Source organism: Natrinema salaciae, from assembly GCF_900110865.1.
Taxonomy (GTDB): domain Archaea; phylum Halobacteriota; class Halobacteria; order Halobacteriales; family Natrialbaceae; genus Natrinema; species Natrinema salaciae.
Window position 1 is genome coordinate 385,346 of record NZ_FOFD01000001.1, and the last position, 26,427, is coordinate 411,772.

The 26,427-nt window shown below is 66.4% G+C and carries 28 protein-coding genes; 21 read left to right on the forward strand and 7 right to left on the reverse strand.

The window, feature by feature from the left end; translation table 11 throughout:
• Positions 1–31: 31 nt before the first annotated feature.
• Positions 32–1,003, reverse strand: coding sequence for a cell division protein CdpA domain-containing protein (locus BMX07_RS01910; protein WP_090612805.1), 972 nt, complete (start codon positions 1,001–1,003; stop codon positions 32–34).
• A 139-nt stretch (positions 1,004–1,142) separates the two neighbouring features.
• Here BMX07_RS01910 and BMX07_RS01915 point away from each other — a divergent pair, with 139 nt between their 5' ends.
• The 4 genes from BMX07_RS01915 to BMX07_RS01930 all read left to right on the forward strand — a co-directional run bounded on the left by BMX07_RS01915 (position 1,143) and on the right by BMX07_RS01930 (position 3,859).
• Complete coding sequence (locus tag BMX07_RS01915; protein WP_090612809.1) at positions 1,143–1,430, forward strand: DUF5789 family protein; 288 nt, start codon at positions 1,143–1,145, stop codon at positions 1,428–1,430.
• 49 nt (positions 1,431–1,479) lie between these two features.
• Positions 1,480–2,127, forward strand: coding sequence for a CPBP family glutamic-type intramembrane protease (locus BMX07_RS01920; protein ID WP_090614772.1), 648 nt, complete (start codon positions 1,480–1,482; stop codon positions 2,125–2,127).
• A gap of 89 nt (positions 2,128–2,216) precedes the next feature.
• Positions 2,217–2,654, forward strand: coding sequence for a DUF302 domain-containing protein (locus BMX07_RS01925; RefSeq protein WP_090612813.1), 438 nt, complete (start codon positions 2,217–2,219; stop codon positions 2,652–2,654).
• A 128-nt stretch (positions 2,655–2,782) separates the two neighbouring features.
• Positions 2,783–3,859 carry an AI-2E family transporter gene (locus BMX07_RS01930; RefSeq protein WP_090612818.1) on the forward strand — a complete coding sequence of 359 codons (1,077 nt, stop codon included), beginning with the start codon at positions 2,783–2,785 and terminating at the stop codon, positions 3,857–3,859.
• 22 nt (positions 3,860–3,881) lie between these two features.
• Here BMX07_RS01930 and arcD read toward each other — a convergent pair whose 3' ends face one another.
• Both arcD and nreA read right to left on the reverse strand, forming a co-directional pair.
• Positions 3,882–5,318 carry an arginine/ornithine antiporter ArcD gene (gene arcD / locus BMX07_RS01935; protein WP_090612821.1) on the reverse strand — a complete coding sequence of 479 codons (1,437 nt, stop codon included), beginning with the start codon at positions 5,316–5,318 and terminating at the stop codon, positions 3,882–3,884.
• 240 nt (positions 5,319–5,558) lie between these two features.
• Positions 5,559–6,860 (reverse strand): DNA repair protein NreA, encoded by a 1,302-nt coding sequence (gene nreA, locus BMX07_RS01940; RefSeq protein WP_090612825.1) that lies wholly within the window; start codon positions 6,858–6,860, stop codon positions 5,559–5,561.
• Positions 6,861–7,118: 258 nt separating this feature from the next.
• Here nreA and BMX07_RS01945 point away from each other — a divergent pair, with 258 nt between their 5' ends.
• Positions 7,119–7,298 (forward strand): HVO_2753 family zinc finger protein, encoded by a 180-nt coding sequence (locus BMX07_RS01945; RefSeq protein WP_006184530.1) that lies wholly within the window; start codon positions 7,119–7,121, stop codon positions 7,296–7,298.
• Positions 7,299–7,300: 2 nt separating this feature from the next.
• Positions 7,301–7,567: an elongation factor 1-beta gene (locus BMX07_RS01950; RefSeq protein ID WP_090612828.1), complete on the forward strand. Its 267-nt coding sequence runs from the start codon at positions 7,301–7,303 to the stop codon at positions 7,565–7,567.
• A 154-nt stretch (positions 7,568–7,721) separates the two neighbouring features.
• On the opposite strand, the gene BMX07_RS01955 is transcribed toward BMX07_RS01950, so the two are convergent.
• Entirely contained in the window at positions 7,722–8,150 is a 429-nt protein-coding gene (locus tag BMX07_RS01955; RefSeq protein ID WP_090612832.1) for a hypothetical protein, read from the reverse strand.
• A gap of 107 nt (positions 8,151–8,257) precedes the next feature.
• Positions 8,258–8,950: an MBL fold metallo-hydrolase gene (locus BMX07_RS01960; RefSeq protein ID WP_090612837.1), complete on the reverse strand. Its 693-nt coding sequence runs from the start codon at positions 8,948–8,950 to the stop codon at positions 8,258–8,260.
• Positions 8,951–9,093: 143 nt separating this feature from the next.
• On the opposite strand from BMX07_RS01960, the gene BMX07_RS01965 reads away from it, so the two are divergent.
• A complete protein-coding gene (locus tag BMX07_RS01965) occupies positions 9,094–10,089 on the forward strand; it encodes a terpene synthase family protein (RefSeq protein ID WP_090612840.1) in 996 nt (331 codons plus the stop codon).
• A gap of 3 nt (positions 10,090–10,092) precedes the next feature.
• On the opposite strand, the gene BMX07_RS01970 is transcribed toward BMX07_RS01965, so the two are convergent.
• Complete coding sequence (locus tag BMX07_RS01970) at positions 10,093–11,295, reverse strand: cystathionine gamma-synthase (protein WP_090612844.1); 1,203 nt, start codon at positions 11,293–11,295, stop codon at positions 10,093–10,095.
• A gap of 287 nt (positions 11,296–11,582) precedes the next feature.
• Here BMX07_RS01970 and BMX07_RS01975 point away from each other — a divergent pair, with 287 nt between their 5' ends.
• The 14 genes from BMX07_RS01975 (at position 11,583) to BMX07_RS02040 (ending at position 25,692) form a co-directional block, all read left to right on the forward strand.
• The gene (locus BMX07_RS01975) at positions 11,583–12,350 is read left to right on the forward strand and encodes a polysaccharide deacetylase family protein (RefSeq protein ID WP_090612848.1); all 768 of its coding nucleotides are present in this window, start codon (positions 11,583–11,585) and stop codon (positions 12,348–12,350) included.
• Positions 12,351–12,396: 46 nt separating this feature from the next.
• A complete protein-coding gene (locus BMX07_RS01980) occupies positions 12,397–13,428 on the forward strand; it encodes a methionyl-tRNA formyltransferase (RefSeq protein WP_090612851.1) in 1,032 nt (343 codons plus the stop codon).
• Positions 13,429–13,596: 168 nt separating this feature from the next.
• Positions 13,597–13,905, forward strand: coding sequence for a 50S ribosomal protein L21e (locus BMX07_RS01985; RefSeq protein ID WP_090612855.1), 309 nt, complete (start codon positions 13,597–13,599; stop codon positions 13,903–13,905).
• A 7-nt stretch (positions 13,906–13,912) separates the two neighbouring features.
• On the forward strand, positions 13,913–14,269 hold the full coding sequence (locus BMX07_RS01990) for an RNA polymerase Rpb4 family protein (protein ID WP_090612857.1): 357 nt from the start codon (positions 13,913–13,915) through the stop codon (positions 14,267–14,269).
• Between the two features lie 120 nt (positions 14,270–14,389).
• Positions 14,390–14,986 carry a DUF655 domain-containing protein gene (locus tag BMX07_RS01995; RefSeq protein WP_090612862.1) on the forward strand — a complete coding sequence of 199 codons (597 nt, stop codon included), beginning with the start codon at positions 14,390–14,392 and terminating at the stop codon, positions 14,984–14,986.
• A 75-nt stretch (positions 14,987–15,061) separates the two neighbouring features.
• Positions 15,062–15,472, forward strand: coding sequence for a GNAT family N-acetyltransferase (locus tag BMX07_RS02000; RefSeq protein ID WP_090614775.1), 411 nt, complete (start codon positions 15,062–15,064; stop codon positions 15,470–15,472).
• Positions 15,473–15,554: 82 nt separating this feature from the next.
• Positions 15,555–16,391 carry a 16S ribosomal RNA methyltransferase A gene (locus BMX07_RS02005; protein ID WP_090612865.1) on the forward strand — a complete coding sequence of 279 codons (837 nt, stop codon included), beginning with the start codon at positions 15,555–15,557 and terminating at the stop codon, positions 16,389–16,391.
• Between the two features lie 104 nt (positions 16,392–16,495).
• Positions 16,496–17,659, forward strand: coding sequence for a mechanosensitive ion channel family protein (locus BMX07_RS02010; RefSeq protein ID WP_090612870.1), 1,164 nt, complete (start codon positions 16,496–16,498; stop codon positions 17,657–17,659).
• Complete coding sequence (locus tag BMX07_RS02015; RefSeq protein WP_090612876.1) at positions 17,660–18,232, forward strand: HemK2/MTQ2 family protein methyltransferase; 573 nt, start codon at positions 17,660–17,662, stop codon at positions 18,230–18,232. It begins immediately after the preceding gene.
• A gap of 68 nt (positions 18,233–18,300) precedes the next feature.
• Positions 18,301–19,518 (forward strand): outer membrane protein assembly factor BamB family protein, encoded by a 1,218-nt coding sequence (locus BMX07_RS02020; RefSeq protein ID WP_090612881.1) that lies wholly within the window; start codon positions 18,301–18,303, stop codon positions 19,516–19,518.
• A gap of 228 nt (positions 19,519–19,746) precedes the next feature.
• Positions 19,747–20,751: a 5-methyltetrahydropteroyltriglutamate--homocysteine methyltransferase gene (locus tag BMX07_RS02025; RefSeq protein ID WP_090612889.1), complete on the forward strand. Its 1,005-nt coding sequence runs from the start codon at positions 19,747–19,749 to the stop codon at positions 20,749–20,751.
• A complete protein-coding gene (locus BMX07_RS02030; protein WP_090612893.1) occupies positions 20,748–21,830 on the forward strand; it encodes a methionine synthase in 1,083 nt (360 codons plus the stop codon). The genes BMX07_RS02025 and BMX07_RS02030 overlap by 4 nt, the downstream gene beginning before the upstream one ends.
• A gap of 229 nt (positions 21,831–22,059) precedes the next feature.
• A complete protein-coding gene (locus tag BMX07_RS02035) occupies positions 22,060–22,677 on the forward strand; it encodes a nitroreductase family protein (RefSeq protein ID WP_090612896.1) in 618 nt (205 codons plus the stop codon).
• 465 nt (positions 22,678–23,142) lie between these two features.
• A complete protein-coding gene (locus BMX07_RS02040) occupies positions 23,143–25,692 on the forward strand; it encodes a beta-glucosidase family protein (protein WP_090614778.1) in 2,550 nt (849 codons plus the stop codon).
• 51 nt (positions 25,693–25,743) lie between these two features.
• Here the strand turns inward: BMX07_RS02040 and BMX07_RS02045 are convergent, their stop codons facing one another.
• Entirely contained in the window at positions 25,744–26,358 is a 615-nt protein-coding gene (locus BMX07_RS02045; RefSeq protein WP_090612900.1) for a hypothetical protein, read from the reverse strand.
• Positions 26,359–26,427: the final 69 nt, after the last annotated feature.

Below are 26,427 nucleotides of genomic sequence, written 5' to 3' on the forward strand. Positions count from 1 at the left end.
CCGGAACCCGAGTAGAAGCCGGCGGCGCTCGTCACCGATTCGGCGTCCACTCCTCGCAGGCGTCCATGTCGTCCATGGCCGTCTCGTGGCGGGCGCAGTAAGGGACCATCCCCTCCGACGACCGGACGTACTCGAAGTGTTTGCAGTTCCCACAGTAGCGATCCGTCGGCTCCGTCGGCGTCTCGGTCGACGACTCGACGATCTCCGCGTCGTGGCCGTCCCCGGTCTCGAGCGGCGACGAGATATCGGAGGCCACGGAGCCGCCGTCGCTGGTCGCAGCGCCGACGGGCCGACCGGACGTGCGCGAGCGCTGGGATCGGCGGCTCCCGGTCGCGCCCTCGTCGTACGAAAGGGGCGTGCTCCCGGAGCCGTTCCCGCCCGCGTCGGCGTCCGCGTTGGTCTGTGTCTCGACTTCCCCGTCCGGCGTGCCGCCGAAGAAGCCGATGCCGCCCAGCCCGTCCGAGTCGGCCGACTCCTCGACCTCGAGGACGGTCTTGTTGTGCCGGGTGACGTTCATCTCGAGGTTTCCGCCGGGATCGTTGCGCCGCTTGAACGTGGCGACGGCGGCGAACAGACACCAGACCGACGGGAGGAGCCCGAGCAGGTAGATCGCGGAGACCTCGAGCGTCAGCTCCTGTCCGTAGCCGCGCCAGTGTTCGGGGTAGGCGTGCCAGAAGAGGACGACCCCGAGCAGACAGAGGCTCGCGCTGATCGCGGCGGCGGCTCGAACTCGACGGCCGGCGGGGAGGACGACGAAGACGCCGACGAGGGCGGTCGGGACGCTAAGACCGGCGAGCACCCCGCCGACGCGGATCGGCGCGAGGTCGTCGGCGACGGCGGGCGCGAGTTCGACGGCGAACCTGCCGAAGAAGTCGGTCGTCGCCACGAGTACGGCCACGACGGCCAGGACCGCGCCGAGTCCCACGAGCGCCGTTCCCGCGACCAGTCGGCGACTCGTCACCCCCGATGCGGTCCCGTCGTAGGCCTCCGTCAGGCTTGTCATACCCGCCTGTTTGGCGTCCCATCACAAAACGATACGTCAGACACATCTCGGTTCGTAGAGGTGTCCAGTCGCGGACGCCCGGCTCGGCGTGACTCGCCGAAGCGAAAGCTTGAATCGCCGCCCTCGCAAACGGCCGTCCATGAGCGACGAGGACGAGGAAGCGGAGCCGGCAGTTTCGCTCGGAGACCACACCCCCGTCGAAGGTGCGCCGCTCGCCCGCGTGAGTTCGCGGCTGACCTGGCCCAAAGAGAAGAGCGAGGTCGACCGACTCGAGGGCGAGAGCGTCATCCGAACGCCCGAGGGTCCCCGGGAGCTGTCGGCCGTGCTCGAGGAAGTCGACGAGACGTACTTCCAGCGACACCAGGAGTTCGAGACCAACGTTCGGGACGTCATCGGAACCGGCCCGATCCCGACCGCGGACGAGTAGCGTGGCGTCCGAGTCGGGTCGAGGCGACGATCACTGGTTCAGCGATCGCATGCGACTCTCCTGGGTCCAGAAGTCGTTGCTGGTCGGCGCCGTGCTGACGGTGCTGTGGATGCGGTTCGTTCCCAGCGACCTGACCCAGCGGGTCCTCGTAGACGGCGTCCTCCTCGTCGCGGGACCGCTCGCCCTCGGGCTCTCACACGGGAACCGTCTCGGCTGGCGCGTCGATCGCATCGCGATTCGGAACACGGTCTTGCTCGCGCTGTTCGTCCTCCCGTTCTACGTCGTCGGGTCGACGCTGCCGTCGATCCGCGCGTTCTACCCGATCTGGGAGACGTCGGCCGCGCCGGGAGCGTTCGTCCCGCACGCGATCAAGCTCTTTGCGCTCGCGCTGGCCGCCGAGACCTACTACCGCGGCTTGCTCTGCGTGGGCGTCAAGGAGATCGGCTTCGGTGCGGTGTTCATCAGCCCCGTGGTCTACATGCTCCACCACACGTCGAAGCCGCCGATCGAGTTCCTGCTGTCGGGTCCGACCGACGTCCTGTTCGGCGCCGTCGATTACCAGTCCAACTCCCTTCTGCCCTCCGTCGTCGCACACGGCGGCGGACTGGTCCTGCTCGACTGGCTCGTCCTGCACGACCCGTTGTTCGATCCGACCCTGATGATACGGCTGCTCGAGTGGCTGCCGATCCCGCTCTAACCGGGTCCGGAACTACCGCGTCGCGCCGTTCGGCCGCGGGATCGGCCGTTCAGCGACCAATTGAGGGCGGGGACGACCAACGGTCGTGCATGTCGCTTCCGATCGACCCGACGGAGATCGACCCGGACGACTACGGCGAGCACCACGCGACCCTCGAGATGGACCACGAGGACGCGATCGAACACGCTCGCGAGGTCTTCACCGACGCGGGCTTCGGCGTGCCAGCCGAGTTCTCGCCGTCGGAACTCCTCAACGAGAAGGTCGACGCGGACCGCGATCCCTACTACGTACTCGGGGCCTGTAATCCCGCGATGGCCGACCGGGTGCTGGACGTGACCGAACAGATGGGGGCGCTGTTCCCGTGTAACGTCGTCGTCTGGGAGGAAGAACCGGGCCGTCAGGTCGTCTACCACGTTTCGATCATGAAGATCGCACGCTTGCTCGGCATCGCACCGGACGACGAGAACTGGCAGGAAATCGTCGACGAGACCAGCGAGATGGTCGACGAGGCGTACGCGAACCTCTGAGACCGTCGACGCGCCCGTCGCGGGATCGGTTTCCGACGCGCGCCCGACTGCGGTGGACGCCGCTCCTTTCGCTGCCGAACACAGTACAGAATACCAACACTTATAGTTTCCATCGGCAAGGGTGAAATATGAACGCCCGAACGGCGTTTCTCGCCCTCCTGGTGAGCGCTCTCTGCGCGCTCGCCGCAATGATGGTGTTGCCGCTCCTGGAGTACGTCCTCGCGGCGTGCCTGCTCGCGGTCGTCCTCCGTCCGGCCTACGAGCGACTCGAGCCCCGCGTCGGCCCGCGGGTCGCCGGGCTCACGTGCACCGGCCTCGCCGTCGTCGGCGGTATCGTTCCGCTACTTCTCATCTCGATCGTCGTGGCTCGCACCGCCGCGTCGGTCCTCGAGTCGTTCGACGCCGATCGGATCGTCGCGACCGGTCGCGACGTGGCGCGGAACGACCTGGGGATGGCCGACGAGACGGTCACGGCGCTCGAGACCGCCGTGCGTTCCGAACTCGTGGGATCGATCCCGGGCGCGGCGGAGTTGACGCTGACCCGTACTGTCGGCGTCGTGGCGACGGGGATGGAGGTGGCCGTCGGCGTGTTCGTCGTCGTCTTTCTGGTGTACTATCTGCTGATCGACGGCCCGGCCGCCCTGGGCTGGATCCGAGAGGTCGCTCCGCTCGACGCGACGGTGCTCGACGAACTGTTCGAGGAAGTCCACGCGGTCACCGTGGCGGTCCTCCGCAGTCACGTGTTCGTCGCGCTCGTTCAGGGTGTCCTCGGCGGACTGGGACTTGCATTGCTCGGCGTGCCGTACGCGACTACGCTGGCCATCGTTCTCGTCTTCGCCTCGTTCCTGCCGACGATCGGCGTCTGGCTCGTCTGGGGGCCGGTGACGATCGCCCACGCGACCTCGAGCAATCCCATACGCGCCGCAATCTTGCTCGGATACGGTATCGCGGTTCTCGCCGTCGCCGACAGCTACCTGCGGGCGATCCTCGTCGACCGGGGGTCCAGTCTCCATCCGGCGACCGCGCTGGTGGGCGTCGTCGGCGGGATCTCCCTGTTCGGAATCGTGGGGCTGTTCGTCGGGCCCGTCGTCATCGCGGCGTTCAAAGCCTGCGTCACGGTCGTCGATCGAATCGATCGGGCCGATCGGGACGAACCCGAACCCGGAATCGAGCGGGAGCGCCCGGTCGTGAAAACGGAGCGGTAGCCGTCGGGTGGTCGGCTCTCGGTTAGTCGGCGGTCTGTACTCGGTCCGTGCGCTCGGTCGTCGGCACGCCGCGCCCGCTCAGCGCCATCGCGAACAGTACGAGCGGCGACAGGAACCCGAACAGGTAGAACGGCGCGTACTCGAGGGTGGGAACGCCGGTCGCCGAGGCCATGAAGACGCCGCCGGCGTGCCACGGAATCAGCGCGCCGGTGGGCGTCCCGGCGGCTTCGACGGCGCGAGAGAGTTCGTCGCTGTCGAGGCCGAACTCCTCGTAGAGGTTTCGCAGCGTCAGTCCCGGCAGGACGATGCTCATGTACTGCTGGGCGGTGAGCGCGTTGATCAGGATCGCGGACGCACCGGTGCCGGCGATCAGGCTGCCCGAACGTCGGACGCCCTGGGAGAGGTGGTGAGCGAGCACCGCCAGCACGCCGGTTCGCTCGAGGAGGCCACCGAGCGAGAGCGCGGCGACGACGACGGTGATCGTCCAGGCGGAGCCCGTGAGCCCGCCGGTCGCGAGGAGTTCGTTCACCAGGTCGGCACCGGTCTCGGGGGCGGTCCCGCCCATAAAGGCCTCCCAGGCGGCGACGAACCCGGTTCCCTGAATCAGGATCGAGGTGAGCACGCCGGCGAAGACGCCGGCCACGAGCGTTGGGAGCGCGGGGTAGCCGTAGAGCGCGAGGCCGAAGGTGACGACCAGCGGCAGGAACACGAGCACGGAGAGATCGTACGTGCCCGCGAGCGCGGTCTGAATCTCGGCGACCCGGCCAACCGGAATCTCGCCGCCTGCGCGGAGCCCGAGGCCGGCGAACCCGGCCACCGCGAGGCCGAACGCGACGGCCGTTCCCGTCCGCATCCGGCGAATGTGATCGTACAGCGACGTGTTCGTGACGCCGGCCGCGAGGTTCGTCGTGTCCGACAGCGGCGACTGCTTGTCCCCCGCGTAGGCGCCCGAGATGACCGCACCGACGGTCATCGGCGCCGAGACGCCGAGCCCCGCACCGATCCCGACGAACGCGACGCCCAGCGTCCCGACCGTCGTCCACGAGGACCCGATCGAGAACGCGACGACGGCGGCCAGAATCGCCGTGATGGGGAGGAACACCGTCGGCGTCAGCAACTCGAGGCCGTAGTACATCATCGCCGGGATCGTGCCGGCGTCGACCCAGGTCGCGATCAGCGCGTAGATAGTAAAGATGATCAACAGCGCCTGCAGCCCCATCAGGAGGCCGTTGGCGATCCCGTCGGAGAGTTCGGGCCAGCCGTAGCCGAGGAAGCGGCCGAACGCGCCGACGAAGACGATACTCCAGAGCAGCGGCACGTGCGGATCGAGCCCGAGGACGGCCGAGCCGATGCCGAGGAACGTAACGACGGCGAGCACGGGAACGAGCGCGAGAGCGAACGACGGTCGCCGCTCGGGCTCGAGATCGTCGATCGTCGTCGGTGTGAAGTCGAACGTCATCACCTGCGTTATTCCTTTGGAGCATAAAAATTGAGCGATTTATTACTTCAGTGTATGTCTCACGGTAGCAGCGCACATATCCGACCTCGATGGACTGGTCGTCTCTCCGTCACTCCGTCGTTCCCGGTCGCCGGGCGAACCCTCGGCAGCCGGTCCCGACCGCCGGCGAACGTACTCGGCGGCCGCACGGCTCGTCACCGGTCACCGTTTCCCGGTCGAGGGCTCGAACGCGTTCGAGACTCAGTCCGAGTTCGAGAAGGCGCTCAGGTTCGACTGCAACCCGGCCGCGAGTTCGGATTTGCGGCGCAATCGCGCGTAGGACACCGGCAACCGGTTCGCGACCGCCGACACCGCGTCGTGGAACGTCTCCGCCTCGCCGTACTCCCCGTCGAAGGCGTTGCGGACGCTCTCGCGGACCTGCCAGACGCCGACCGGTGCCCAGTAGTCGTCCGACACTTCCCGCAGGACGAGACACTTCGCCTGCCGGCCGACCGACTCGAGGTACTCGAGTACGCCGAGCCGAGCGGCGTAGTAGGCGCCCGCGGTCTCCTCGACGTAGCTCGAGCGGCCCTCGTATCCCTCGTTGGCGCTGGCCAGCCAGATATCGTCGTGCGGATCGGGGTTCCAGATGCTGCCGGGCGCTTTCATCTCGACGAGTTCGAACTCCCAGTTGCCGGGCGCGAGCACGATCCAGTACCGGTTTCCGACGTACTCGTTGGCCCAGACCTGCACCTCGTCGATGCTCGGCGCGTTCCGGATGCGCCCGCGCAGGAACTTCCCGACGGTGTCGTCGACGGCCGTGATCGACCACCGCGTCGGGACCAGCCGGCGCTGTTTCGTCTGCCCGAGTGCGCCCGCCGAGAGGATGGAGTTGATCTCGTAGACGTCGAACCCGCGCCGGTAGAGGTACGTCATCGCCCCCTCGGCCTGCCAGTCGTCGTCCTCGAGGGTCTTCTTGACCGGCCGCGGGACGTGTGGATTCTCCCGGAGATCGGCGTTACGGGCGTTGGCGCGGGGACCGCGCGGCGTCGCCACGTCCGTTCCCGCGTCCAGTCCGAGGTCCGGCTTGTCGTCCAACCCGATCTCGAGGTCGACCGGCCGATCGGCGATGGCGACCTCGCGCTGGACGCCGACGAAGCCGTCCCACGTGTCGTGAACGGAGGGGGTCAGGCGGCTCGCGATGCTCGGCGAGTCGACGTTCGCGCGCTTGCTCGAGTTCAGGAGCCCGGTCCGGCGCTGGAGCACGTCGTCGATCGCGTACCCCTGCCGGTACCAGTCGCCGTCGGTGACGTACTCCTCGGCCGCGTTCTCGTCGCCGACCGGCGAGAGCAGCCCGACGGGAATGTCCGGGTAGTTCGACCGGCCGACGAAGATCGACGGGGCGGTCGAGCCGACGAGGGTATCGCCGCTCAGCGCGTCGTCGAACCGCCGTTCGAACTCCTCGAGGTGGTCCGTGATCGCGTAGGACTTCTCCTTGGCGAGTCGGCGGCGCTCGGCCTCCTCGTCGGGCTCTAGATCCTCGATGTAGTCGTCGAGGCGCATTCACCGACGCTACGGACGGGACGGCTTTGAATGTTGAGTTCCGGACGAGCGACTCGCTGTCGGTCCGGAACTCGCGAAGTGTCAGAGGCAGAGGTTCGGGCAGAGTCGGACCACCGAACCTCATCCAGTTATTCGGACGGGGGTGTAAAGTACCCGTCAGTGCGTTTTCAGGGTCGGAAAACGCGGCCCGGCGGGCCCGGCCGCTCGCGGAATTCTGCTATCGAGTAGTTTAAAAACGGCGGGCGGGAAGGAAGGGGTATGAGTACGACCGACGACCGAGAGACGCGCTCCTGCGTCTCCTGCGGGCTCAACATCGCGGGCACGAACGCCGCCGCGTTCAAGTGTCCCGACTGCGGCCAGCAGATCTACCGCTGTGCCAAGTGTCGCAAACAGAGCAACCTCTACGAGTGCCCCGACTGCGGGTTCACTGGACCATAACAATGGGAAAAGTCGCTGCCAAAATCAAGGTCATGCCGGACAGCCCCGATATCGACCTCGACGCGCTCCAGGAGCGCCTCGAGAGTGCCCTCCCCGAGGGCGCGAAGATCAACGGCGTCGAACGTGACGAAGTCGCGTTCGGGCTCGTCGCGCTCTATCCGACCGTGATCGTTCCGGACGGCGCAGGCGGCACGGAGACCGTCGAGGAGAACTTCGCTGCCGTCGAGGGCGTCGAGAGCGTCGGCGTCGAGAACGTCGGTCGTATCTAACGCGGCTTCCGGCGTTCACTTTTCACCCGTTTCGAATCCACACCGATCGTGAGCGGTAGCCGTCTGTCCGGATTCGAACCGTCGATCGTCGAGTCCGTCGCTCGAGTCGATCACCGAGCACTGGGCTCCGGGCCAGTCGCGCGGAGCGGTGGCCTTACTGGTCGCGATTCGCGCCGAGATCGGCCTGCGAGACGATCTTCGCACCGATCTCGGAGAGATCGACGGTCACGTCGTCGGTGACGGCCTTGCTGATCTCGTCGAGGTTCCCCGCGAGGACGGTCAGGACGTCGTCGGGGTTGGTGTAGACCAGCATGTTTCCGTCCTGGCCTTCCGCGACGAGTTGCGTGTCGTTCAGGACGACCTGGTTGTTCTGGATCGTCGCCGAGACGACCGGGAGCGCGGCCGGCTTCCCCGGTTCGTCGTCCTTGACCTTGCGGATGTGGACGGCGTCGAGGTCGATGACCTCCTTGTGCGCTTTGATCTGCTCGGCGCAGTCGACCATGTCGTTGAGGAGTGCCGTCCGACGCTCGTTGCCGTGATCGCCGTCGAGACAGTGCTGACAGACGCGGAGTTCGAGTCGCATTGCGCGTCGATTAGTGACGGACACCGATGAGAATTCCGCTTCGATCGGTTCCGTTCCGCTCGCGCTCGCGCAGCGACCCGTCGGAGCACCGCCCGCCGGAGCGAGCGCTATTCCCGTAGCTGATCGTACCGCTCTCGAATCAGGTCGGGTCCGTGGTTCACGTACCCGCCGTGATAGCAGACCGTGTGGTCGACCGCGAGCGCCGCCAGGGTTCCGACCGACTCGAGCGCGCGATCCATCTCCGGCGTGAACCGCGGTTTCGGGCCGTCGAGCGGGGCGTCACCGTCGGCGACGAGCGCGTCGCCGGCGATGAGCAACTTCCCGTCCGGGAGATACAGCGATACGTGCCCGGGCGCGTGGCCGGGCGTCGCGACGACCGTCATCGGCCCCGCGAGCGTCGGGAACCGGACCCCGTCCGCCAGTTCGATATCTACGTGGACGGGCGGATACCGATCGCCGTCGCCTTTGATCGGCTCGCGCTCACCCGATACGTACGGCGCTTCCTCGCGGTGTGTCGCGACGGCGGCATCGACCCGCTCGAGCAACTCGGCGAGACCGCCCGCGTGATCCCCGTCGTGGTGGGTGAGGATCACGAGCCAGAGGTCGGTGAGTTCGTACCCCAGCGATCGGAGGTGGGTGCGAAGCCCGTCGAGGGACCCTCTCGGACCAGTGTCGATCAGAATCGGGCCGCGATCGGTTTCGACGAGCGTGGGGGTGATCGTGAGCTCTCGTCCGCCGTACTCGACCGTGATCGGGAGCGCGTGGACGCCCGCCTCGCGTTCGTCGTCGTTCGTCGACATACCCGATCGTTCGCACGCATCACGAAAGGAGTATTCGACTGCAGTCGCCGCCCCTCCTGCCGAGCGTTGCCCACCGCACGTTGGAACGGCACAGAATATGTGGCTAACAAAGGACTTTTAGTTTCCAACTCTAATTATGAATAATGAATAGTAATACGAAGTTTCGTTCGCTGGACGCGGGAACGGATCCGTTTTCGGACGCACAGGAACGAACGCTCTCGGAAACCGTTCGGCCGATCGCCGACGCCTACGACGAACTGATCGGGGACAGGGATCGATCGACCTGGCGGTGGTTAGACGCGGTCGAGCCGGAATTCAGACTGTCCTGTGTCGACGACGAGTACGGACGGCGCGTTCGCGACGCGAAGATACTTGCCACGATGTTCATCACCGTCGTCGACGACGTCGCGGAACGACACGGCGACCGGGCGACGCTCGAGGAGTTGCTGTTGGTTCCGTTCGACTCTCAGCCTGCCGACCCGACTCGAGCGGGCGTGGACGCCACGTACGTTCGGTTCCAGCAGGAGCTGTGGGACGCACTGTTGACGTGTTACGCGGCGAGCCCGCGCGCGGACGAGTTCGCGAATCTGTTCCGATTCGACGTCAGGCAGGCGTTGCAGTCGGTCGACTACTCCGCACTGCTGGCCCAGTATCCCGGGCTCGCGAGCGAGCGCGAGCTCCGGACGTACGACGTCTACAACATGATGCTCTTTCCGTTCGCCGACATCGACCTCGCGAACGCTCCCGCGTTCGATCGACGCGCGCTCGCGACGGTTCGAGACGTGGTCGCTCACAGCCAGCGAATGGCACGTATCGGCAACTGGATCGCCACCTGGGAGCGGGAACTCGCCGAGGGCGATTACAGCTCCGGCGTCGTGATTCGTGCCCTCGAGACGGGCGTCGTCTCGCACGACGCGCTTCGGGCGATCCGGTCCGATCCGTCCGACGAGGCCGTCGATCCGGTAGTCGAACGGATCCGCGAGGCCGACATCGAAGCCGAGTTCGTCGACCAGTGGCGACGGGAGTACGACGCGGCGACCGCCTACTGCGACCGGATCGACGCCGTCGACGTTCGCGACTACCTCGAGGGGTTCGAGCCGATCTTCCGCTCGCAACTCGCGCGGCGACCGTCGCGGTAAGCGTTACGTACTGCCGCTCGGCGACGCCAGCGCCGAGTCGATCGCCTCGTCGAGGTCCGCGATCAGATCGTCGACGTGCTCGATGCCGACGCTGACGCGGATCAGACTGTCCGAGAGGCCCGCCTCGAGCCGCTCCTCGCGCGGGATCGCGGCGTGTGTCATCGGCGCGGGCTGTTCGATCAGACTCTCCACGCCCCCGAGGCTCTCCGCGAGGGTGAAGATCTCGGTGTTCGAGACGACGGCGCTGGCCTCCTCGAGACTCGCGTCGAGTTCGAAGCTCAGCATGCCGCCGAAGTCGTCCATCTGTTCGGCAGCGATCTCGTGGCCGGGATGGGACTCGAGGCCGGGGTAGTAGACCCGATCGACGTCGGGGTGATCCGCGAGCCACTCGGCGATGACGCGGGCGTTTTCGCAGTGGCGTTCCATCCGAACGGGCAGGGTCTTGGTGCCCCGAAGGACGAGAAAGGCGTCGAAGGGGCCGGGCGTCGCGCCGACGGCGTTCTGGTAGAAGCCGAGTCGCTCGTCGAGTTCGCCGTCGTTCGTCAGCAGCGCCCCACCGACGACGTCGGAGTGGCCGCCGAGGTACTTCGTCAGCGAGTGCGAGACGATGTCCGCGCCGAGGTCCAGCGGCCGTTGCAGGTACGGCGTCGCGAACGTGTTGTCGATCGCACAGAGCGCGTCGTTCTCGTGAGCGATCGCGGCCGCCCCCTCGACGTCCACGATCGACATGAGCGGGTTCGTCGGTGTCTCGAGCCACAGCAGCGCCGTCTCGTCGCGAAACGCCGCCTCGATCTCGTCGAGGTCGGTCATATCGACGAACGAGAACTCGAGGTCGTAGTCCTCGTACACCTGCGTGAAGATTCGGTGGGTGCCGCCGTAGACGTCGTTGCCGGTGACGACGTGATCGCCAGTCTCGAGCAGGTTCAACACGGTGTTGATCGAGGCCATCCCGCTGGCGAAGGCGCGACCGTAGTCGGCGTTCTCGAGGCTCGCGAGGTTCGCCTCGAGATCGGTTCGGGTCGGATTCCCGGTGCGGGAGTACTCGTAGCCGCGGTGATCGCCGGGAGCGTCCTGCTCGTAGGTGGAGTTGGCGTGGATCGGCGTCATCAGCGCGCCCGTCTCCGGGTTCGGGTCCTGTCCAGCGTGGATCGACCGCGTTTCGATCCGGAACTCGTCGTCGCTGCGGCTGTCGGAGTCGTCGTCCATACCGGCCCAACGGACTCGAGCGGGGTCACTCTTGCTGTCTCCGGGGCCGAACCGAGACCGGAGCCGCCACCCGGTCGGACCCCGGCAGCGGTCGTCTCGCGGTAGGGGCCGATTGTTCGGCCTCTCGGGGTCGCGCTCGACGGGCACGGATGCGATCGGGTCTCAGGCGTTCGTGGCCCGCTGCCGGACCGGCTCAGCACGCGCTCTGCGGCCGGGCCCCTCGAAATGACCACCTAGTCGACAGTCAACGGTGCATAACTTTCCTCCCCCGTCGCACGTCCGTGGGTATGGTTGGCTCGCTATCACAAAACGCACAGACGGAGCTCGCAAGCGCGCAGGACGAGCGGTCGATTCGGTTCACGTACGACACGTACGAGGACCTCCTCGTCCAGCTCCGGTCGCAGGGATACGAGTTCGCGTCGTACGGCGGCGGCGTCGAGGACGGCGACGTCCTGTTACGGCACGACGTGGACTGGTCGCCTCGCAGGGCGGCGCGGATGGCGCAGATCGAGGCCGACAACGACGTCTCCGCGACGTACTTCTTCTTGCTCTCGTCGCCGTTCTACAACGCGCTGTACGGGGAGACGCGCGAGGCCATCGAGCGGATCAGGTCGCTGGGCCACGACGTCGGACTGCACTTCAGTTCCCACCAGTACTGGTCGTCGGAACCCGCAGACGAGGACCTCGTGGCGGAAGTCGCTCGAGAGCGCGAGATACTCGCGTCGGTGGTCGGCGAACCGATCGACACGGTCTCGTTTCACATCCCACCCGACTGGGTGCTCAAACGGAGCTACGACGGGTTCGTGAGCACGTACGAGGAGCGATTCTTCACGTCGATCGCGTACCGTGGGGACTCGAACCAGCGGTGGCGACGGTCGCCGCCGTTCGACGACGGATTCCCCGAGCGACTGCAGATACTCGTCCACCCGGGCCTGTGGGCCGAAACCGATCAGACGTTCGCCGAGCGGTTGTACCGCGAGCGCGACGATCGGTTCGGCGCGATCAGCGAGTTCCTCAACTATCAGTTCATCGACGACAACGTGAGTCGAACGTGAGCCGGCGATCCGCCCGACGACCAATTCGCGATCTAGTCAGGACACCATGACATCGACGCCAATCGAAACCGACGACGAACCGATCCAGAACCCGACGGTGGCGTTCGCGAGCTGTACGGACGCCGGATTCGATCTCTTCCGGTACGTCCACGAGGAACTCGTGCCGATCGACGAACTCGTCTCGCTCACGCCCGCCCAGGGCGAGCGCCACGACGTCTGTAGCTACTACGACCACGCCGAGTACGCCGCCGAACACGACGTTCAGGTCTACTACCCCGAGACGTACGGGATGGACGACGGCGACGTCGACCACTTCGTCGACCTCGACGCCGACCTGTTGCTCGTCCACGGCTGGCAGCGACTCATCCCGGGAGACGTCCTCGAGACGTTCACGCGCGGGGCGCTCGGACTGCACGGCTCGGCGTTCGGACTGCCGAAGGGCAGGGGTCGATCGCCGATGAACTGGTCGCTCATCGAGGGGCTCGACAGGTTCCTCCTGTCGGTGATGCACCTGGACGAGGGTGCGGACTCCGGCGACGTCGTCGCCACGAAGAAGTTCGACATCAACCGCCACGATACCATCCAGTCGCTGTATCACAAGCTCGTGATGACTGGCGAGCAACTGTTCGACGAGATCCTCTTCGACGTGCTGGCCGGCACCGCCGAGTTCGATACCCAGCGGGCCGAACCGACCTACTACCCGAAGCGGAACCCGGAGGACGGCGCGATTCACTGGGACGACCCGACCGAAACCGTCTACAACCTCGTTCGAGCGGTCGCCCGTCCCTATCCCGGCGCGTTCACCGAGCACGACGGAACGCGAGTCACGATCTGGGAGGCCCAGCCGTTCTCGTCGGATCTGCTGCTCGACGAGCGGCCCGGCACGATCGTTCAGGTCTTCCGCGCGAGCGAGCAGTTCGTCGTCAAGACCTGCGACGGCACCCTGCTCGTCACCGACTGGGAGGCCGAGGGCTGGGAGCCCGAGCGGGGACTGGTCCTCGAGTCGCTACCGAACGAGTCCATCGACAGCCCGAACCGCGTCGACAGACCCGACCAGGAGGATTCGCTGACGGGATAAGAACGAGTCGAGGCGTGATAGGTGGTGTGAGAGTGGTCACCGAACCCGTCGCGACCGGTCGGTCCCAGCGCGAGCGCGCCAAGCATCGCCGCCCGAAGCGCCCGCGTACCACGGTGGGCGTAATACGTGTGTTTTATAACCGTCACCGGACAAAGCGGTCGTACGACTATGCCGAAATCTAATGGCCCTCGTCAGGGAACCCGGAAAAAGCTCGCGAACGATCCTCGAGACCGCGGCGCGTCGCCGCCACAGCGTGCGATTCAGGAGTACGACGTCGGTGAGAAAGTCCACCTGAAGATCGACCCGAGCGTCCCGAACGGTCGCTACCACCCGCGGTTCGACGGTCGCACCGGCGAGGTCGTCGGGAAACAGGGCAGCGCTTTCAAGGTCCAGATCAACGACGGCGGCAAGGACAAGACGCTGCTCGTCACCGCGGCTCACCTGCGCGCACAGAACCAGGAAAAGAGCCGGATCTAACCGCAGGATGACGATCTTCAAAGAGATCGTCGACGAGGAGTTCCTGACGGTCTCGGAGACGAAGGAGCTGCTCGCCGACATCGAAGCCGAACGCGCGATGGACGAGGATCGCGAGCTTCGCTACGAGCTCGCGCGAGCGATCGAACACGCGAACCGGTTCGCCGTCTTGGAGCCTCCGGAGGCCCAGTCGCTCGTCGACGACCTGCAGGAGCTCGAGAAAGTCGACGAACCGACGGCCTACAAGATCGCCAATCTTCTCCCGCGGGACCGGGACGAGCTCCGGTCGGTGTACGCACAGCAGCGGTACTCGCTGTCGGGGGACGAGCTCGACGAGATTCTCAACGTCGTCGCACAGTACGCCTGAGACGCCTGGTCGTCCGGAGACCGTGTCGCGACGGAACGGACGCCGCACCTTCGATGACGCCGTCCGGTCGCCTGAAAGTGAGCCGATTCTTTAAGTACGCCGTCGCCGTAGCGTAAACCAATGAGCGAAGCTGATGGCGACGAGACGGACGTTCGGCGCGCGGTCGTGTTGGATTACCTCGCCCACGGGCTGTCGGACGATGGCCGCCCGCAGTACGCGAAGTCACCGGCAGGGTACGCTGTCGGAATCGAGGACTTTCAGCTCTACCAGGTCGCGTTCGACGAGGAGGAGCGACTCACGATCGGGAGCGAGGTCGTCGTCGAGCCGCCGGCCGAGCGGGAGATCGTTACCGAGTGTCACCGCGTCGAGTATCAGGACCTCTCGTCGGGTGCGCAGTCGGAACTCGAGTACGTCGTCCAGGACCTCGTCGAGGAGAACGAAGAGCGGTTCGTCGACTTCTACAACGACGCCCAGCCGATCACGCTGCGGCTCCACCAGTTGAACCTGCTGCCGGGGATCGGGAAGAAACTCCGGAACAGCATCCTCGACGAACGAAAGCGCAAGCCCTTCGAGAGCTTCGAGGAGCTGTCCGAGCGGGTCTCCGGTCTGCACGACCCCGATCAGATCCTCGTCGACCGGATCCTCGAGGAACTGCGCGACGACGACCTCAAATACCAGACGTTCGTGGGTCGGCGCGAGCAGGAACAGAACCAGTAACGAGCGACGATCTCGTTGTCGCGCTGTAGACGTCAGATCGAAACCAGTATCGGTTCCGAATCCGCCGTCTGCCGTCTGGAGATCCGCGAGGTAGTCGAGCGGGACGCGCGACGCGAAGCGGTCCCGATTCTGCGACAGCTGTGGAGTGATGCCGATCCGGACGAGATACTCGCGTGGACCGGCGAGGACGACTACCACCTGTTCGGTGGGTTCGTCGACGGCGACCTCGTGGCCGTCGCGGGCGTGCTCGTTCGACGCGTTCTCCACCACGCCCGCCACGCCTGGCTCTACGATCTCGTCGTCGACGAGTCGCGGCGGAGCGAGGGTTACGGTACCGAACTCGTCGAATTCGTCGAGGCGTGGGCTCGAGAGCGCGACTGCGAATCCGTCGCGCTCGCATCGCCACTGGCGAAGACGGATGTCCACGAGTACTACGAGGGACTGGAGTTCGATCAGTGGGGATACGTCATCGAAAAGGGACTCTAAAGCGCGTTAGCAGCTGTCCCGGCGAACGGGACCGAGACCGCGAGACGGTGCGTTTACACGCACCCCAGCCGAAGCGTCGGCAATGAGAGATCCAGACGGACTGATCGCCCGGGCGGGGGTCCGCGGCGATCCGGACCGCGACCAGCACTTCCTCGTCGACGATCGGGTGCTGGACCGGCTGCCGACCTACCTCGAGGAGATCGACGCCGACACGAGCCACCTGCTCGAGATCGGCGGCGGAACGGGCGCGCTGACGGACCGACTGCTCGCGGTCGGCGACGCGGTCACCGTCGTCGAGCGGGATCGCGAACTCGCTGGCTTCCTTCGCGAGGAGTTCGCCGACGAGATCGACGCCGGCGATCTGACCGTCGTCGAGGGCGACGCCCTGCAGGTCGACCTGCCCGAGTTCACCGCGTCGGTCTCGAACCTTCCCTACGGCGTCTCGAGCGAGATTGCGTTTCGGCTCTTTCCCGAGAAGCGGCCCCTGGTCCTGATGTTCCAGCAGGAGTTCGCCGAGCGGATGGTCGCCGGACCCGGGACGGGCGAGTACAGTCGGCTCTCGGTTTCGAGCCAGCACTACGCGGACGTCGAACTCGTGGAGTCGATCCCGAAGGAGGCGTTTTCGCCGCCGCCCGCGGTCCAGAGTGCGGTGATCCGGGCGGTTCCACGCGATCCGGCGTACGAGGTCGACGACGAGGCGTTCTTCCTGCGATTCGTCAAGGCACTGTTCACCCAGCGGCGAAAGACGATCCGCAACGCGATCCGAAACACGGCGCACATTTCGGGGCTCGAGGAACCGGAAGCGGTCGTCGATGCGGCCGACGAGGACGTGCTCAAGAAGCGAGCCGGCGCGATGGCACCGGCGGAGTTCGCCGCGCTGGCCCAGCTCGCGATGTCGGTCGGCGAGCCCGCCGACTGATCCCGCTCGCGAGCCGGGTCGTTCGGCACGCTTGAGGCACGCGGAACCGGCTTAACCAACGGATACTCAAAGCTGCGCGGACGACAGGTGCTGCATACGAACGTATGTCCGGACTACTGACGGGGTTCGACTGGTTGTCGGAGCTGTTTCCGACGACGACCCTCAAACTCGCGGTGTCGGTCGCGGCGGTCGGACTCGTCGTCGCCGTGTTACTCACCTACCGGCGGCTCCACGCGTGGCTGAGCGATCGGGCGAGACCGCTGTACGCGGATATCGTCTCGATGACGGTGCTCATCGGCGCGTGTGCGGCGAGCGCCGCCATCGTGACGGGCGTCTGGGGGCGGACGGACGAGATCCAGGGGGTCTACGAGAGTCTCGATCCGGGCGGAAACACCGTCCCACAGGCGGTTTTCTCGTTCATTCTGGTCGTACTGACGGTCATCGTCACGCGGTTCGTTCGACGGGTGATCGACGAGGTGCTGGACTCGACGGCGGCCGTCACCGAACACCAGCAGCAGATCACCCACCGACTCTCGCAGGTGATCATCTGGACTGTCTCGCTCGTCGTCGTGCTGGGGATCTGGATCGACGATCTCGGGAGTCTGCTCGTCGGGGCCGGGTTCCTCGGGATCATCGTCGGGATGGCCGCGCGCCAGACGCTGGGGACGATGCTCGCCGGTTTCGTGCTGATGTTCGCCCGCCCCTTCGAGATCGGCGACTGGATCGAAGTCGAGGACGACGAGGGGATCGTCACCGACATCTCGATCGTCAACACCCGCCTTCGGTCGTTCGACGGCGAGTACGTCATGATCCCCAACGACGCCATCGCCTCGAGCACGGTAACGAACCGCTCGAAGCGGGGCCGCCTGCGACTCGAGGTCGAGGTCGGCGTCGATTACGAGACCGACGTCGACCGGGCCGCGGAGCTCGCGGAGAACGCGGTCGAGGAGGTCGACGAGGCGCTGTCCGCGCCGTCACCGCAGGTCGTCGGGAAGTCGTTCGGCGACTCCGCGGTCCTGCTGGGGGTGCGGTTCTGGATCGACAAGCCGAGCGCTAGACGTCACTGGAAGGCACGTACCGCGGCGATCAGCGCCATCAAAGGGGCGTTCGAGGCCGAGGGAATCAAGATCCCGTACCCGCAGCGCGAACTGTCGGGGCGGGCCGAGACCGGCGGCTTTCGAATCGCCGACGAGGGCCAGCGCACGCCGTCGGACGACGGGGACGCGACGGGGACGGAACACCGCATGACCACACCGGAGGATGGATAAATGGGACTCGAGGACCGACGCGACGAGGTACCGGACGTCTACCAACCCGCCGAGGACTCCCGGCTGCTGGCCGACGCGGCGTGCGAGCGGGTCGGGGCCGACGAACTCGTCCTCGAGGTGGGGACCGGCTCGGGCTACGTCGCCGGGCGGATCGCCGACGAGACGGCCGCTCGCGTGGTCGCCTCGGACCTGAACCCGCACGCCGTTCGCCAGGCCCGGACGGCGGGCGTCGAGACGGTGCGAGCGGATCTCGTCTCGCCGTTCCGGGACGGCGCGTTCGACGCGGTCGCGTTCAATCCGCCGTACCTGCCGACCGATCCCGAAAACGAGTGGGACGACTGGATGGAACGTGCGCTGTCGGGTGGCGAGGACGGTCGGGCCGTCATCGATCCCTTCCTCGAGCGCGTCGGCCGCGTGCTTTCCCCCGACGGCGTCGTCTACCTGCTCGTCAGCAGCCTCACCGGCGTCGACGAGGTCGTCGAGCGGGCCGGCGAGGAGGGGTTCAGCGCGGTGGCCGTCGCCGACGAGTCGTTCCCATTCGAGACACTGACGGTGCTCGAGTTACTCCGGTAGCGCCCGAGATGCGGTGATGGGAACGCGTCATCAGAAAAGCCTTTTCGGTCGAGTGAACAGTTCGGATAGTGCCTCCCGCCCGACGATCCCTGCTGACGACCGTCGCTGCGACCGGCTCGAGCGTCGCCCTCGCGGGTTGTTCCGCGCTCTCGAGCTTCAGAGATCCGGACCCGGACGAGCCGCCGCCGGCGGGCGGTGGTACGCTGTCGAATCCCGAGAACAGCGCCACCGGGGCGAACGGCGAGTGGTCGACGTTCGGTTGCAATGCGGCCAACACGCGGGCGGTCGGTGACGCCGCTGCACCGGTCGACGGCCTTTCCGAGCGGTGGCGCGTCGAGATCGCACAGTCCGCCTCTCGGGCACCGGTCGTCGCCAGTGGACGCGTCTACCAGCCCGATGTGGATACCCTTCGGGTCCTCACTGCTGACGACGGCTCGGAACTGTGGACGCTCGAGGACGTCAGAGAGGTGCCGTTGGTCTGGAACGACGTCGCCTACGTCTCGACCGGCGACGCGATTCGCGCGCTCGAGGCCGACACGGGCGACCAACTGTGGGAACGGAAGTTCGAGATGCCCGGCCGGGTGACGACGCCGGCGACTCACGGGGGAGAGCGACTGGTCTGTGGGGCGGGAGAACGCGTCGTCGCCCTCGATACCGACGACGGGACGGTACGGTGGGATCGCGAGGTGTTCGGACAGGTGCTCGATCACCCTGCCGTTTTCATGGGACACTGGTTCGTCGTTACCACTCGAGCTGGGATGGTGTATTTGCTGAACGGGGACGGAATGGGTGGGAAGCGGTGGCAACTACCCGTCAAGCCGACAGCTCCGCCCAGCGCGGATACCAGCTCGGTCTACGTCAACTGCCGAAATGGGACCACGTACGCGCTGATGGACGACGGTATTTCGGACCCGACACGCAACTGGACGGCTGATATCGGCTGGGCAGAACGCGGTATCGCCGTGGCCGACGGACTCGTTCTCGTCGCGAACAATCGGGGACTTCACGCCGTCGGTACCGAATCGGGTGATCACTACTGGGAACACGACGTCGGCGACGGGCGACACACTGCACCTGCGTACGGTCGTGACACTGTCTTCGTCGGCGGCGACCGTCTCCACGCGCTGGACCCGACGCCCGGGGACAGTCCGGAGGGCGGCCCTGCGGTCCGATTCGAGCGCGAGTTCGCGGGCCGGGTGGGACCGGGGCCGGTCCTCGACGACGGGACGATCTACGTCGTCGCACAGGTCGACGACGAGACCGACGCCCTGCTGGCACTGGACTGATTCCGTAGAGCGCTCTCGTCCAGTCTCGAGACGGCTCGAGTCGCTGATCGATAGCGAGTCGTCCCGGGTTCGCGCCGGCGGCTATCCGTCGCGTAGCCGCGCTGTGGGTGGCGTTCGCACGCACATCGGAACCGAATCCCGGAATCGGCGAAAACCCGCAAAAATTACTGTAGTGTATTAACACGGATGGAAAATATTAAGCGTCGGTATAGCCTAGCCGGGGACACGATGACTGAGTACGTTTCGACCACGCCGGGGCTGTATCCGCTCCCGGACTGGGCGAAAGACGACCTCTCGGACCTGAAAGGGCACCAGAAACACGACCTCATCAGCGGCGACGAGAGCGACGAGATCGCCGCGGCCTACGAGGCGGCGCGCGAAGAAGTGGTCGGCGTCCAGCAGGACGCCGGTCTCGACCGCGTCGTCGAGGGCCAGCTGCGCTGGGACGACATGCTCGCCCACCCGCTGGCGGTCGCCGACGCCGTCGAAACGCGCGGTATCGTCCGCTACTACGACAACAACAACTTCTACCGAGAGCCGGTCGTTCAGGACGATCTCGAGCCCTCCGGCGACGTCGCGTCGGAACTCGAGGCGGCCGCCGAACTGGCCGGCGGCGACGATCTGCAGGCCGTCCTCCCCGGTCCGTACTCCCTCGCCGATCTCGCGACCGACGAACACTACGGCGACGACGCCGACTTCCTCGCGGCGATCGCCGACTTCCTCGCGGGCGAGGCGGACGCCTTCCCGGACCACGAGACCCTGTTCCTGCTCGAGCCGTCGCTGGTCGAGAACGCGCCCGAGGACGGCGAGGACGAGCGCGCGAGCGAGGCGATCGATCGGGTCGCGAGCGCGACCGACGCCGACGTCGTCGTCCAGCCCTACTGGGGCGCGCTCGAGGAGAAGGTCTACGCGCACCTGCTCGACGCCGATATCGACGCGGTCGGCTTCGACTTCGTCGCGAATCAGGACGACAACCTCTACAACATTCAGGAGTACGGCGCGACCGACGACGTCGCGCTCGGCCTCGCCGACGGGCAGAACACCCTCGTCGAGGACCCCGAGGCGATTCGCGACCGGACCGAGTGGGTCGAGGGCCAGCTCGGCGTCACCGAGTTCGAGACGGTCTACCTGACGACGAACACCGAGACGTTCTACCTGCCGTACGGCAAGTACGTAGAGAAACTCGAGGTCCTTGCCGAAGCCGCGGACCTCGCGGAGGTGAAAGCAGCATGAGCACGAACACGAACGAGAACAAGGATCAGTTCCGACAGCCCGACCACGAGCACGACCACTTCCTGCTGACGACCGTCGTCGGCTCCTACCCCAAACCCAAGTGGCTCAACCGCGCGAAGGATCTCTACGAGGACGAGGAGAGCGACTTCGACGACGAGAACTGGCGGGAAGCGAAGGACGACGCCGCGCGCGTGATCACCGACGAGCACGAGCGGGCCGGCCTCGACGTCGTCGTCGACGGCGAGATGCGGCGCAACGAGATGGTCGAGTTCTTCGCCCACCGCATCGAGGGCTACGAGTTCAACGGCCCGGTCAAGGTCTGGGGTCACAACTACTTCGACAAGCCCAGCGTCGTCAGCGAGGTCGAGTACGACGACTCCTGGCTGGTCGACGAGTACGAGTTCACCGCGGCCGCCAGCGACCGGCCGGTCAAGGTCCCGATCACGGGCCCCTACACCCTCGCGAACTGGTCGTTCAACGAGGCCTACGAGGACGACGACGAGCTCACCCTGGAGCTCGCCGACCTCGTCAACGAGGAGATCGAGAAGCTCGTCGACGCCGGCGCACGGTACATCCAGATCGACGAGCCCGCGCTCGCGACCACGCCCGACGACCACGCCATCGTCGGCGAGGCGCTCGAGCACATCGTCGCGGACATTCCCGACGACGTCCGCATCGGGCTCCACGTCTGTTACGGCGACTACTCCCGGATCTACCCCGAGATCCTCGAGTTCCCGGTCGACGAGTTCGATCTCGAACTCGCGAACGGCGACTACGAGCAGCTCGACGTCTTCAAGGACCCCGAGTTCACCAAGGACCTCGCGCTCGGCGTCTGCGACGCCCACGTCGCCGACGTCGAGTCCGTCGAGCAGATCGAGGAGAACATCAAGAAGGGCCTGGAGGTCGTCCCGCCGGAACAGCTCGTCGTCTCGCCTGACTGCGGCGTGAAGCTGCTGCCCCGGGAGGTCGCGTACGGGAAGATGGCGAACATGGTACAGGCGGCCCGCAACGTCGAGGCCGACCTCGATGCGGGTGAGATCGATATCGAGCACGGTGCGCCGACGCCGGCCGACGACTGACCGCGGGCCCCGCAGTGGGACGATCGTCGCCGATTCGGCCGTCGCCGGCGATTCTGTCCGCCATTCTCCGCCGCGTTCCGTTTCGACGATCGGGTCCAACGACGATCCATGCGTGACTTTCGCACACAAATTTCGGCTCTCGGAGCGGTTGGATCAAGAGACACGAGTGTTACCTGGTGACCTTCGCGTCCAATAATATATACATAGTATGCACTCGAATAAACGAGCGATGAAAGACGCCCTCGAGACGGAACGCGAACTTCGCGACGACGCCGCCGAGTATCGCGAGCCCGCCTACGACATCGATCCCCTGTTCGTCAACCGCTGGTCGCCCCGCGCGATGACCGGCGAACCGCTCGACGAAGACGAGTACCTCCCGCTGTTCGAGGCCGCCCGCTGGGCGCCCTCGGCGTTCAACAACCAGCACTGGCGGTTCGTGATCGCCGACCGCGAGGACGAGGAGTGGGAGCGCTTCGTCGACTTGCTCGTGGAGACGAATCGGGCCTGGGCGACCGACGCCGCCGTCCTCGCCGTCATCGTCTCGAAGACGACGTTCGATCACAACGGCGAACCGGCGCCGACCCACTCCTTCGATACCGGTGCGGCGTGGCAGAACCTCGCCCTCGAGGGTGCCCGTCGCGAGCTGGTCGTCCACGCGATGGCCGGCTTCGACTACGAGCGCGCGGCTGACGAACTGGACGTTGCTGACGAATTCGACGTCCAGGCGATGGTCGCGATCGGCGAGCGCGCCCCGCCGGAGACGCTCCCCGAGGAGCTGCGAGAGCGCGAACAGCCCAGCGACCGGAAGCCAGTCGACGAAATCGTCCACCGCGGCGGCTTCGAGTAAGCGGTCGTCGCGCGATTTCGCGCAGTCGACGGCCCGCGATCCCGCCCGCCGACCGCGTTCTACTGCGGCTCTGGTGGCGGCTCAACCACGTTTCGTTCGGCACCCGAGTGCAGCGCACGATCGATCCGCTGTCGGGTGAGACGGTAGAAGGCGAACCGGTGAGAGCCGGCTCACACTGGCTCCTGCTCGCTGCAGATGGATGGCTGTTGGCGGGAGTGCCGTCCGCCGTGACCGTCGCGACGCTCGTCGGACTCGGAACCCCTTTCCTTCGCCGCTTTGCGGGCCATGAAACGTGTACTGCGTCCGTCGACACCCTGCTCGTTCTTCGTCGTCACTCGTCATACCGCGTACCGATTCTCATAGGAAATATTTATTTTAATCCGAGTTGTAATGTGTTGTCGCATGTCGAGAAATAACCAATCGGAACACGGATCGGAATCGATCGACGAATCGCGACGGACGTTCATGAAAGCGACCGGTGCGGTGACGGCCGCGTCCGCGGTCGGCGTCGGGACGAACACCGCCGCTGCCGGGGCGAACGAGGACGACATCACCGAGCTGATCGAGGAGCTATCCCTCGAGCAGAAGGTCGGACAGATGACGCAGGTAGCGATCGACGACCTCGGCGAGGGGTTCGGCCCCGAGACTGCGTTCGACGATCACGACGACGTAGACACGCTCGGGCAGCTGCTCGCGGAGCACCACGTCGGATCGGTCCTCAACGGCGGCGCCACGGGGCCGACGTTCGACGGCGAGGAGTTCGTCGCGGGGCTCAACGACCTTCAGCGATACACCGTCGAGAACACCGACCACGGGATCCCGTTTCTCTGGGGTGGCGACGCCCTCCACGGGAACACGCTGCTCGACGGCTGTACGAGCTTTCCCCAGCGGCTGAACATGGGCGCGACCCGCGACGTCGAACTGGTCGAGGCGGCGGCGACCCACACCGGGAACGAAATCGCGGCGATGGGCGGCCACTGGATCTTCGGACCGACGGTGGACGTCCTCCGCGATATGCGCTGGGGGCGGTACTTCGAGGGCCACAGCGAGGATTCGATGCTGCTCGGCGAACTGGGGAGGGCGCGAGCGCGGGGGTTCCAGCGGAACGGTCGCGTCGCCGCGACGGTCAAACACTTCGCCGGCTACGGGACGCCGAACACGGGCAAGGACCGGGCACACGCCCGAACGTCGATGCGCGATCTCCGCACCAGACAGCTGCCGGCCTACAGACGAGCGCTCGAGGAGGCCGAGACGGTGATGGTCAACAGCGGGGCGGTCAACGGCAAACCAGCCCACGTCTCGCAGTGGCTGCTGACGCAGGTGCTGCGGGAGCGATACGGGTTCGACGGCGTCGTCCTCACGGACTGGGACGACTTCGAACGACTGCAGTCCAACCATCAGTACCTGCCCGATACGCCGGACGGGTGGCGACGGGCCGTCAAGCAGGGTCTCGAAGCGGGTATCGACATGCACATGTGCGGCGGCGAGACGCCGCCGACGGCGTTCATCGAGACGACGATCGACCTCGTCGAGAGCGGCGACGTCTCGGAGGAGCGAATCGACGAGTCGGTCCGGCGAATCCTCGAGCTCAAGCGACGCCTCGGTCTGTTCGATCAGCCCTGCGTCGACGAGGACGAGATCGGCGACCTGGTCGGCGGTGCGCGGGACGTCTCCGAGCGACTCGCCAAGGAGTCGCTGGTCCTGCTGGCGAACGAGGACGACGTCCTCCCGCTCGAGGGCACCGAGGACGTGTTGCTGACCGGCCCCGGGATCGAGGGTGAAACGCCGAACCGATTCCTGATGCAACACGGCGGCTGGACGCTCGGTTGGCAGGGGATCGAGGACGGCGACCTGACCGAGGACGGGCCGCGGCCGCGTCAGAACACGATCGCTGGCGAGCTGGCCGACCGGCTCGGCGACCGGCTCACCCACGTTCCGACGGAGTTCGAGGCCGCGCCCTACGGGAGTATCTACGAGAACTTCGACAACGGCTTCTTCGACGTCACCGACGAGCAGGAAGCGGCGGTCGTCGACGCCGCCGAGACGGCCGACACCGTCGTCGTCGTGCTCGGCGAAGGCCCACACAACGAGGGTTTCGGCGACCGCGACAAGATGCGCTTCCCCGAGGCGCAGCGGGACCTCGTGGCGCTGCTCGACGCGGAGACCGACGACGACGTTCCGCTCGTCGGCGTGATCGTCGCTGGCAGCCCGCGCGGGACCGACGAGACGTTCGACCGCCTCGACGCGGTCCTGTTCGCCGGACAGCCCGGCAGCGATACCGGCGTCGCGGTCACCGACGCGCTGTTCGGCGACTACAACCCCTCGGGGCGGCTCCCGTTCACCTGGGAGGCGAACGTCGGCCACGTCCCCCTCTTCTACGACGACTATCCGCCGCGCCAGTCCGTCGGTGCGGCGGACGGGATGGTCCAGTTCGAGTTCGGACACGGACTCTCGTACACCGACTGGGAGTACGCGGGGCTCTCGCTGTCGACGCCCGCGGTCGAGGACCCTGCGTCGACATCGACGGTCACGGCGCGGGTGGGTGTCGAGAACACCGGCGACCGGGCCGGCGAGCACATCGTCGAGGTGTACAACACCGAATTCTACGGATCGGTACTGCAGCCCCAGCGCCGGTTGATGGGATTCGAGCGAGTGGCCCTGCAACCCGGTGAGTCCGCGACCGTCGACGTCGAACTCGACCTCGCGACGCTCGAGGTCGTCCCCGGCGACGTCCCTGGCGACCAGGCGGCGGTGGTCGAGGCCGGCGAGTACGAGCTCTCGGTCGGCGACGAGACGACGACGCTGACCGTCGAAAACGAGGCCTCGATCACGGATCCCGAGCCGGCACCCGGCCGATACGACATCGACGGCGACGGCAGCGAGGACTTCGAGGACGTGATGGCGCTCTACCGCCGACTCAAGCGGCGGAAACGAGGCGAAAGTGGCCGACACGAAAGCGGTCACGGACGTGGGAACGATCGCGGCGGCGAGCGCGGACACGAGTGGGATCGGTAACGGCCACCCCGAGCGGTCGCTGTCGCCCCCGAGAGCCACGACGGATCCGTGTCAGGAATCGATCCCCTCGTCTCGAGGGTCGATTCCGGCCGCCCTGCCGCCGGTACCGATGGTGATCGTCCCATCCCGACGAACGACGATTCCGTAGCCGAACAGCGCCAGTTCGAAGATGACCTCGGTTCCCGGCCCGCCGTCACTCCGAATCGACTCACCGACGGCGAACGTGACCGTCTCGAGCGTCGGTTCGTCGTCCCCGATGGCCGCGAGCGTCTCCGGCGGGACGTCTCGGATCGCGCCGTCGACGGTAAACGCGATCACGCTCGGCGGCGAATCGGTCGAACCGGCATCCTCGTCCGTCGACGGGGGGATCGACCGGAACTCGTCCGCGATATCCGCGCCGTCCGGTGTCGCGACGCCGACGTCGACGTTCTCGAGGCGGAGCGACGCCGGCCCCGTCAGATCGATCGCGACGGGATTCGCGTCCGCAGCGGATATCGTGACGCGAACGGGGTTCAGCGTCGCCCCCTCGAACTCGGCGAGCAGGGCGGAGACCACCGTCAGATTCCCATCGGTCGCGAACTCGAGCCGGTCTGGCGGCCGTTTCCGGACGTCGGTGTCGGTCAGTTCGACGCTCTCGTGTTCGTCGAGATCGATTCGTACTGTCATCGTCCCCCGATACGGCGTAGGATCCCGACGGGTGAAACGCTATCGCACGACACAGCCGGCATCGCTGCC

Coding starts and splice junctions, on each gene's coding strand:
- BMX07_RS01960 (WP_090612837.1), bottom strand. CDS start 8,950: ATGTCGACGAACGACGACGAACGCGAGGCGGGCGTCCACGCGCTCCCG.
- BMX07_RS02045 (WP_090612900.1), bottom strand. CDS start 26,358: ATGACAGTACGAATCGATCTCGACGAACACGAGAGCGTCGAACTGACC.
- BMX07_RS01955 (WP_090612832.1), bottom strand. CDS start 8,150: ATGCGACTCGAACTCCGCGTCTGTCAGCACTGTCTCGACGGCGATCAC.
- BMX07_RS02035 (WP_090612896.1), top strand. CDS start 22,060: ATGAAAGACGCCCTCGAGACGGAACGCGAACTTCGCGACGACGCCGCC.
- BMX07_RS01950 (WP_090612828.1), top strand. CDS start 7,301: ATGGGAAAAGTCGCTGCCAAAATCAAGGTCATGCCGGACAGCCCCGAT.
- arcD (WP_090612821.1), bottom strand. CDS start 5,318: ATGACGTTCGACTTCACACCGACGACGATCGACGATCTCGAGCCCGAG.
- BMX07_RS02015 (WP_090612876.1), top strand. CDS start 17,660: ATGGGACTCGAGGACCGACGCGACGAGGTACCGGACGTCTACCAACCC.
- BMX07_RS01945 (WP_006184530.1), top strand. CDS start 7,119: ATGAGTACGACCGACGACCGAGAGACGCGCTCCTGCGTCTCCTGCGGG.
- BMX07_RS01970 (WP_090612844.1), bottom strand. CDS start 11,295: ATGGACGACGACTCCGACAGCCGCAGCGACGACGAGTTCCGGATCGAA.
- BMX07_RS01965 (WP_090612840.1), top strand. CDS start 9,094: ATGAATAGTAATACGAAGTTTCGTTCGCTGGACGCGGGAACGGATCCG.
- BMX07_RS01980 (WP_090612851.1), top strand. CDS start 12,397: ATGACATCGACGCCAATCGAAACCGACGACGAACCGATCCAGAACCCG.
- BMX07_RS01975 (WP_090612848.1), top strand. CDS start 11,583: ATGGTTGGCTCGCTATCACAAAACGCACAGACGGAGCTCGCAAGCGCG.
- BMX07_RS02010 (WP_090612870.1), top strand. CDS start 16,496: ATGTCCGGACTACTGACGGGGTTCGACTGGTTGTCGGAGCTGTTTCCG.
- BMX07_RS01985 (WP_090612855.1), top strand. CDS start 13,597: ATGCCGAAATCTAATGGCCCTCGTCAGGGAACCCGGAAAAAGCTCGCG.
- BMX07_RS01995 (WP_090612862.1), top strand. CDS start 14,390: ATGAGCGAAGCTGATGGCGACGAGACGGACGTTCGGCGCGCGGTCGTG.
- BMX07_RS02030 (WP_090612893.1), top strand. CDS start 20,748: ATGAGCACGAACACGAACGAGAACAAGGATCAGTTCCGACAGCCCGAC.
- BMX07_RS02005 (WP_090612865.1), top strand. CDS start 15,555: ATGAGAGATCCAGACGGACTGATCGCCCGGGCGGGGGTCCGCGGCGAT.
- BMX07_RS01910 (WP_090612805.1), bottom strand. CDS start 1,003: ATGACAAGCCTGACGGAGGCCTACGACGGGACCGCATCGGGGGTGACG.
- BMX07_RS01920 (WP_090614772.1), top strand. CDS start 1,480: ATGCGACTCTCCTGGGTCCAGAAGTCGTTGCTGGTCGGCGCCGTGCTG.
- BMX07_RS01930 (WP_090612818.1), top strand. CDS start 2,783: ATGAACGCCCGAACGGCGTTTCTCGCCCTCCTGGTGAGCGCTCTCTGC.
- BMX07_RS02040 (WP_090614778.1), top strand. CDS start 23,143: ATGAAAGCGACCGGTGCGGTGACGGCCGCGTCCGCGGTCGGCGTCGGG.
- BMX07_RS01925 (WP_090612813.1), top strand. CDS start 2,217: ATGTCGCTTCCGATCGACCCGACGGAGATCGACCCGGACGACTACGGC.
- BMX07_RS02025 (WP_090612889.1), top strand. CDS start 19,747: ATGACTGAGTACGTTTCGACCACGCCGGGGCTGTATCCGCTCCCGGAC.
- BMX07_RS01990 (WP_090612857.1), top strand. CDS start 13,913: ATGACGATCTTCAAAGAGATCGTCGACGAGGAGTTCCTGACGGTCTCG.
- BMX07_RS01915 (WP_090612809.1), top strand. CDS start 1,143: ATGAGCGACGAGGACGAGGAAGCGGAGCCGGCAGTTTCGCTCGGAGAC.
- nreA (WP_090612825.1), bottom strand. CDS start 6,860: ATGCGCCTCGACGACTACATCGAGGATCTAGAGCCCGACGAGGAGGCC.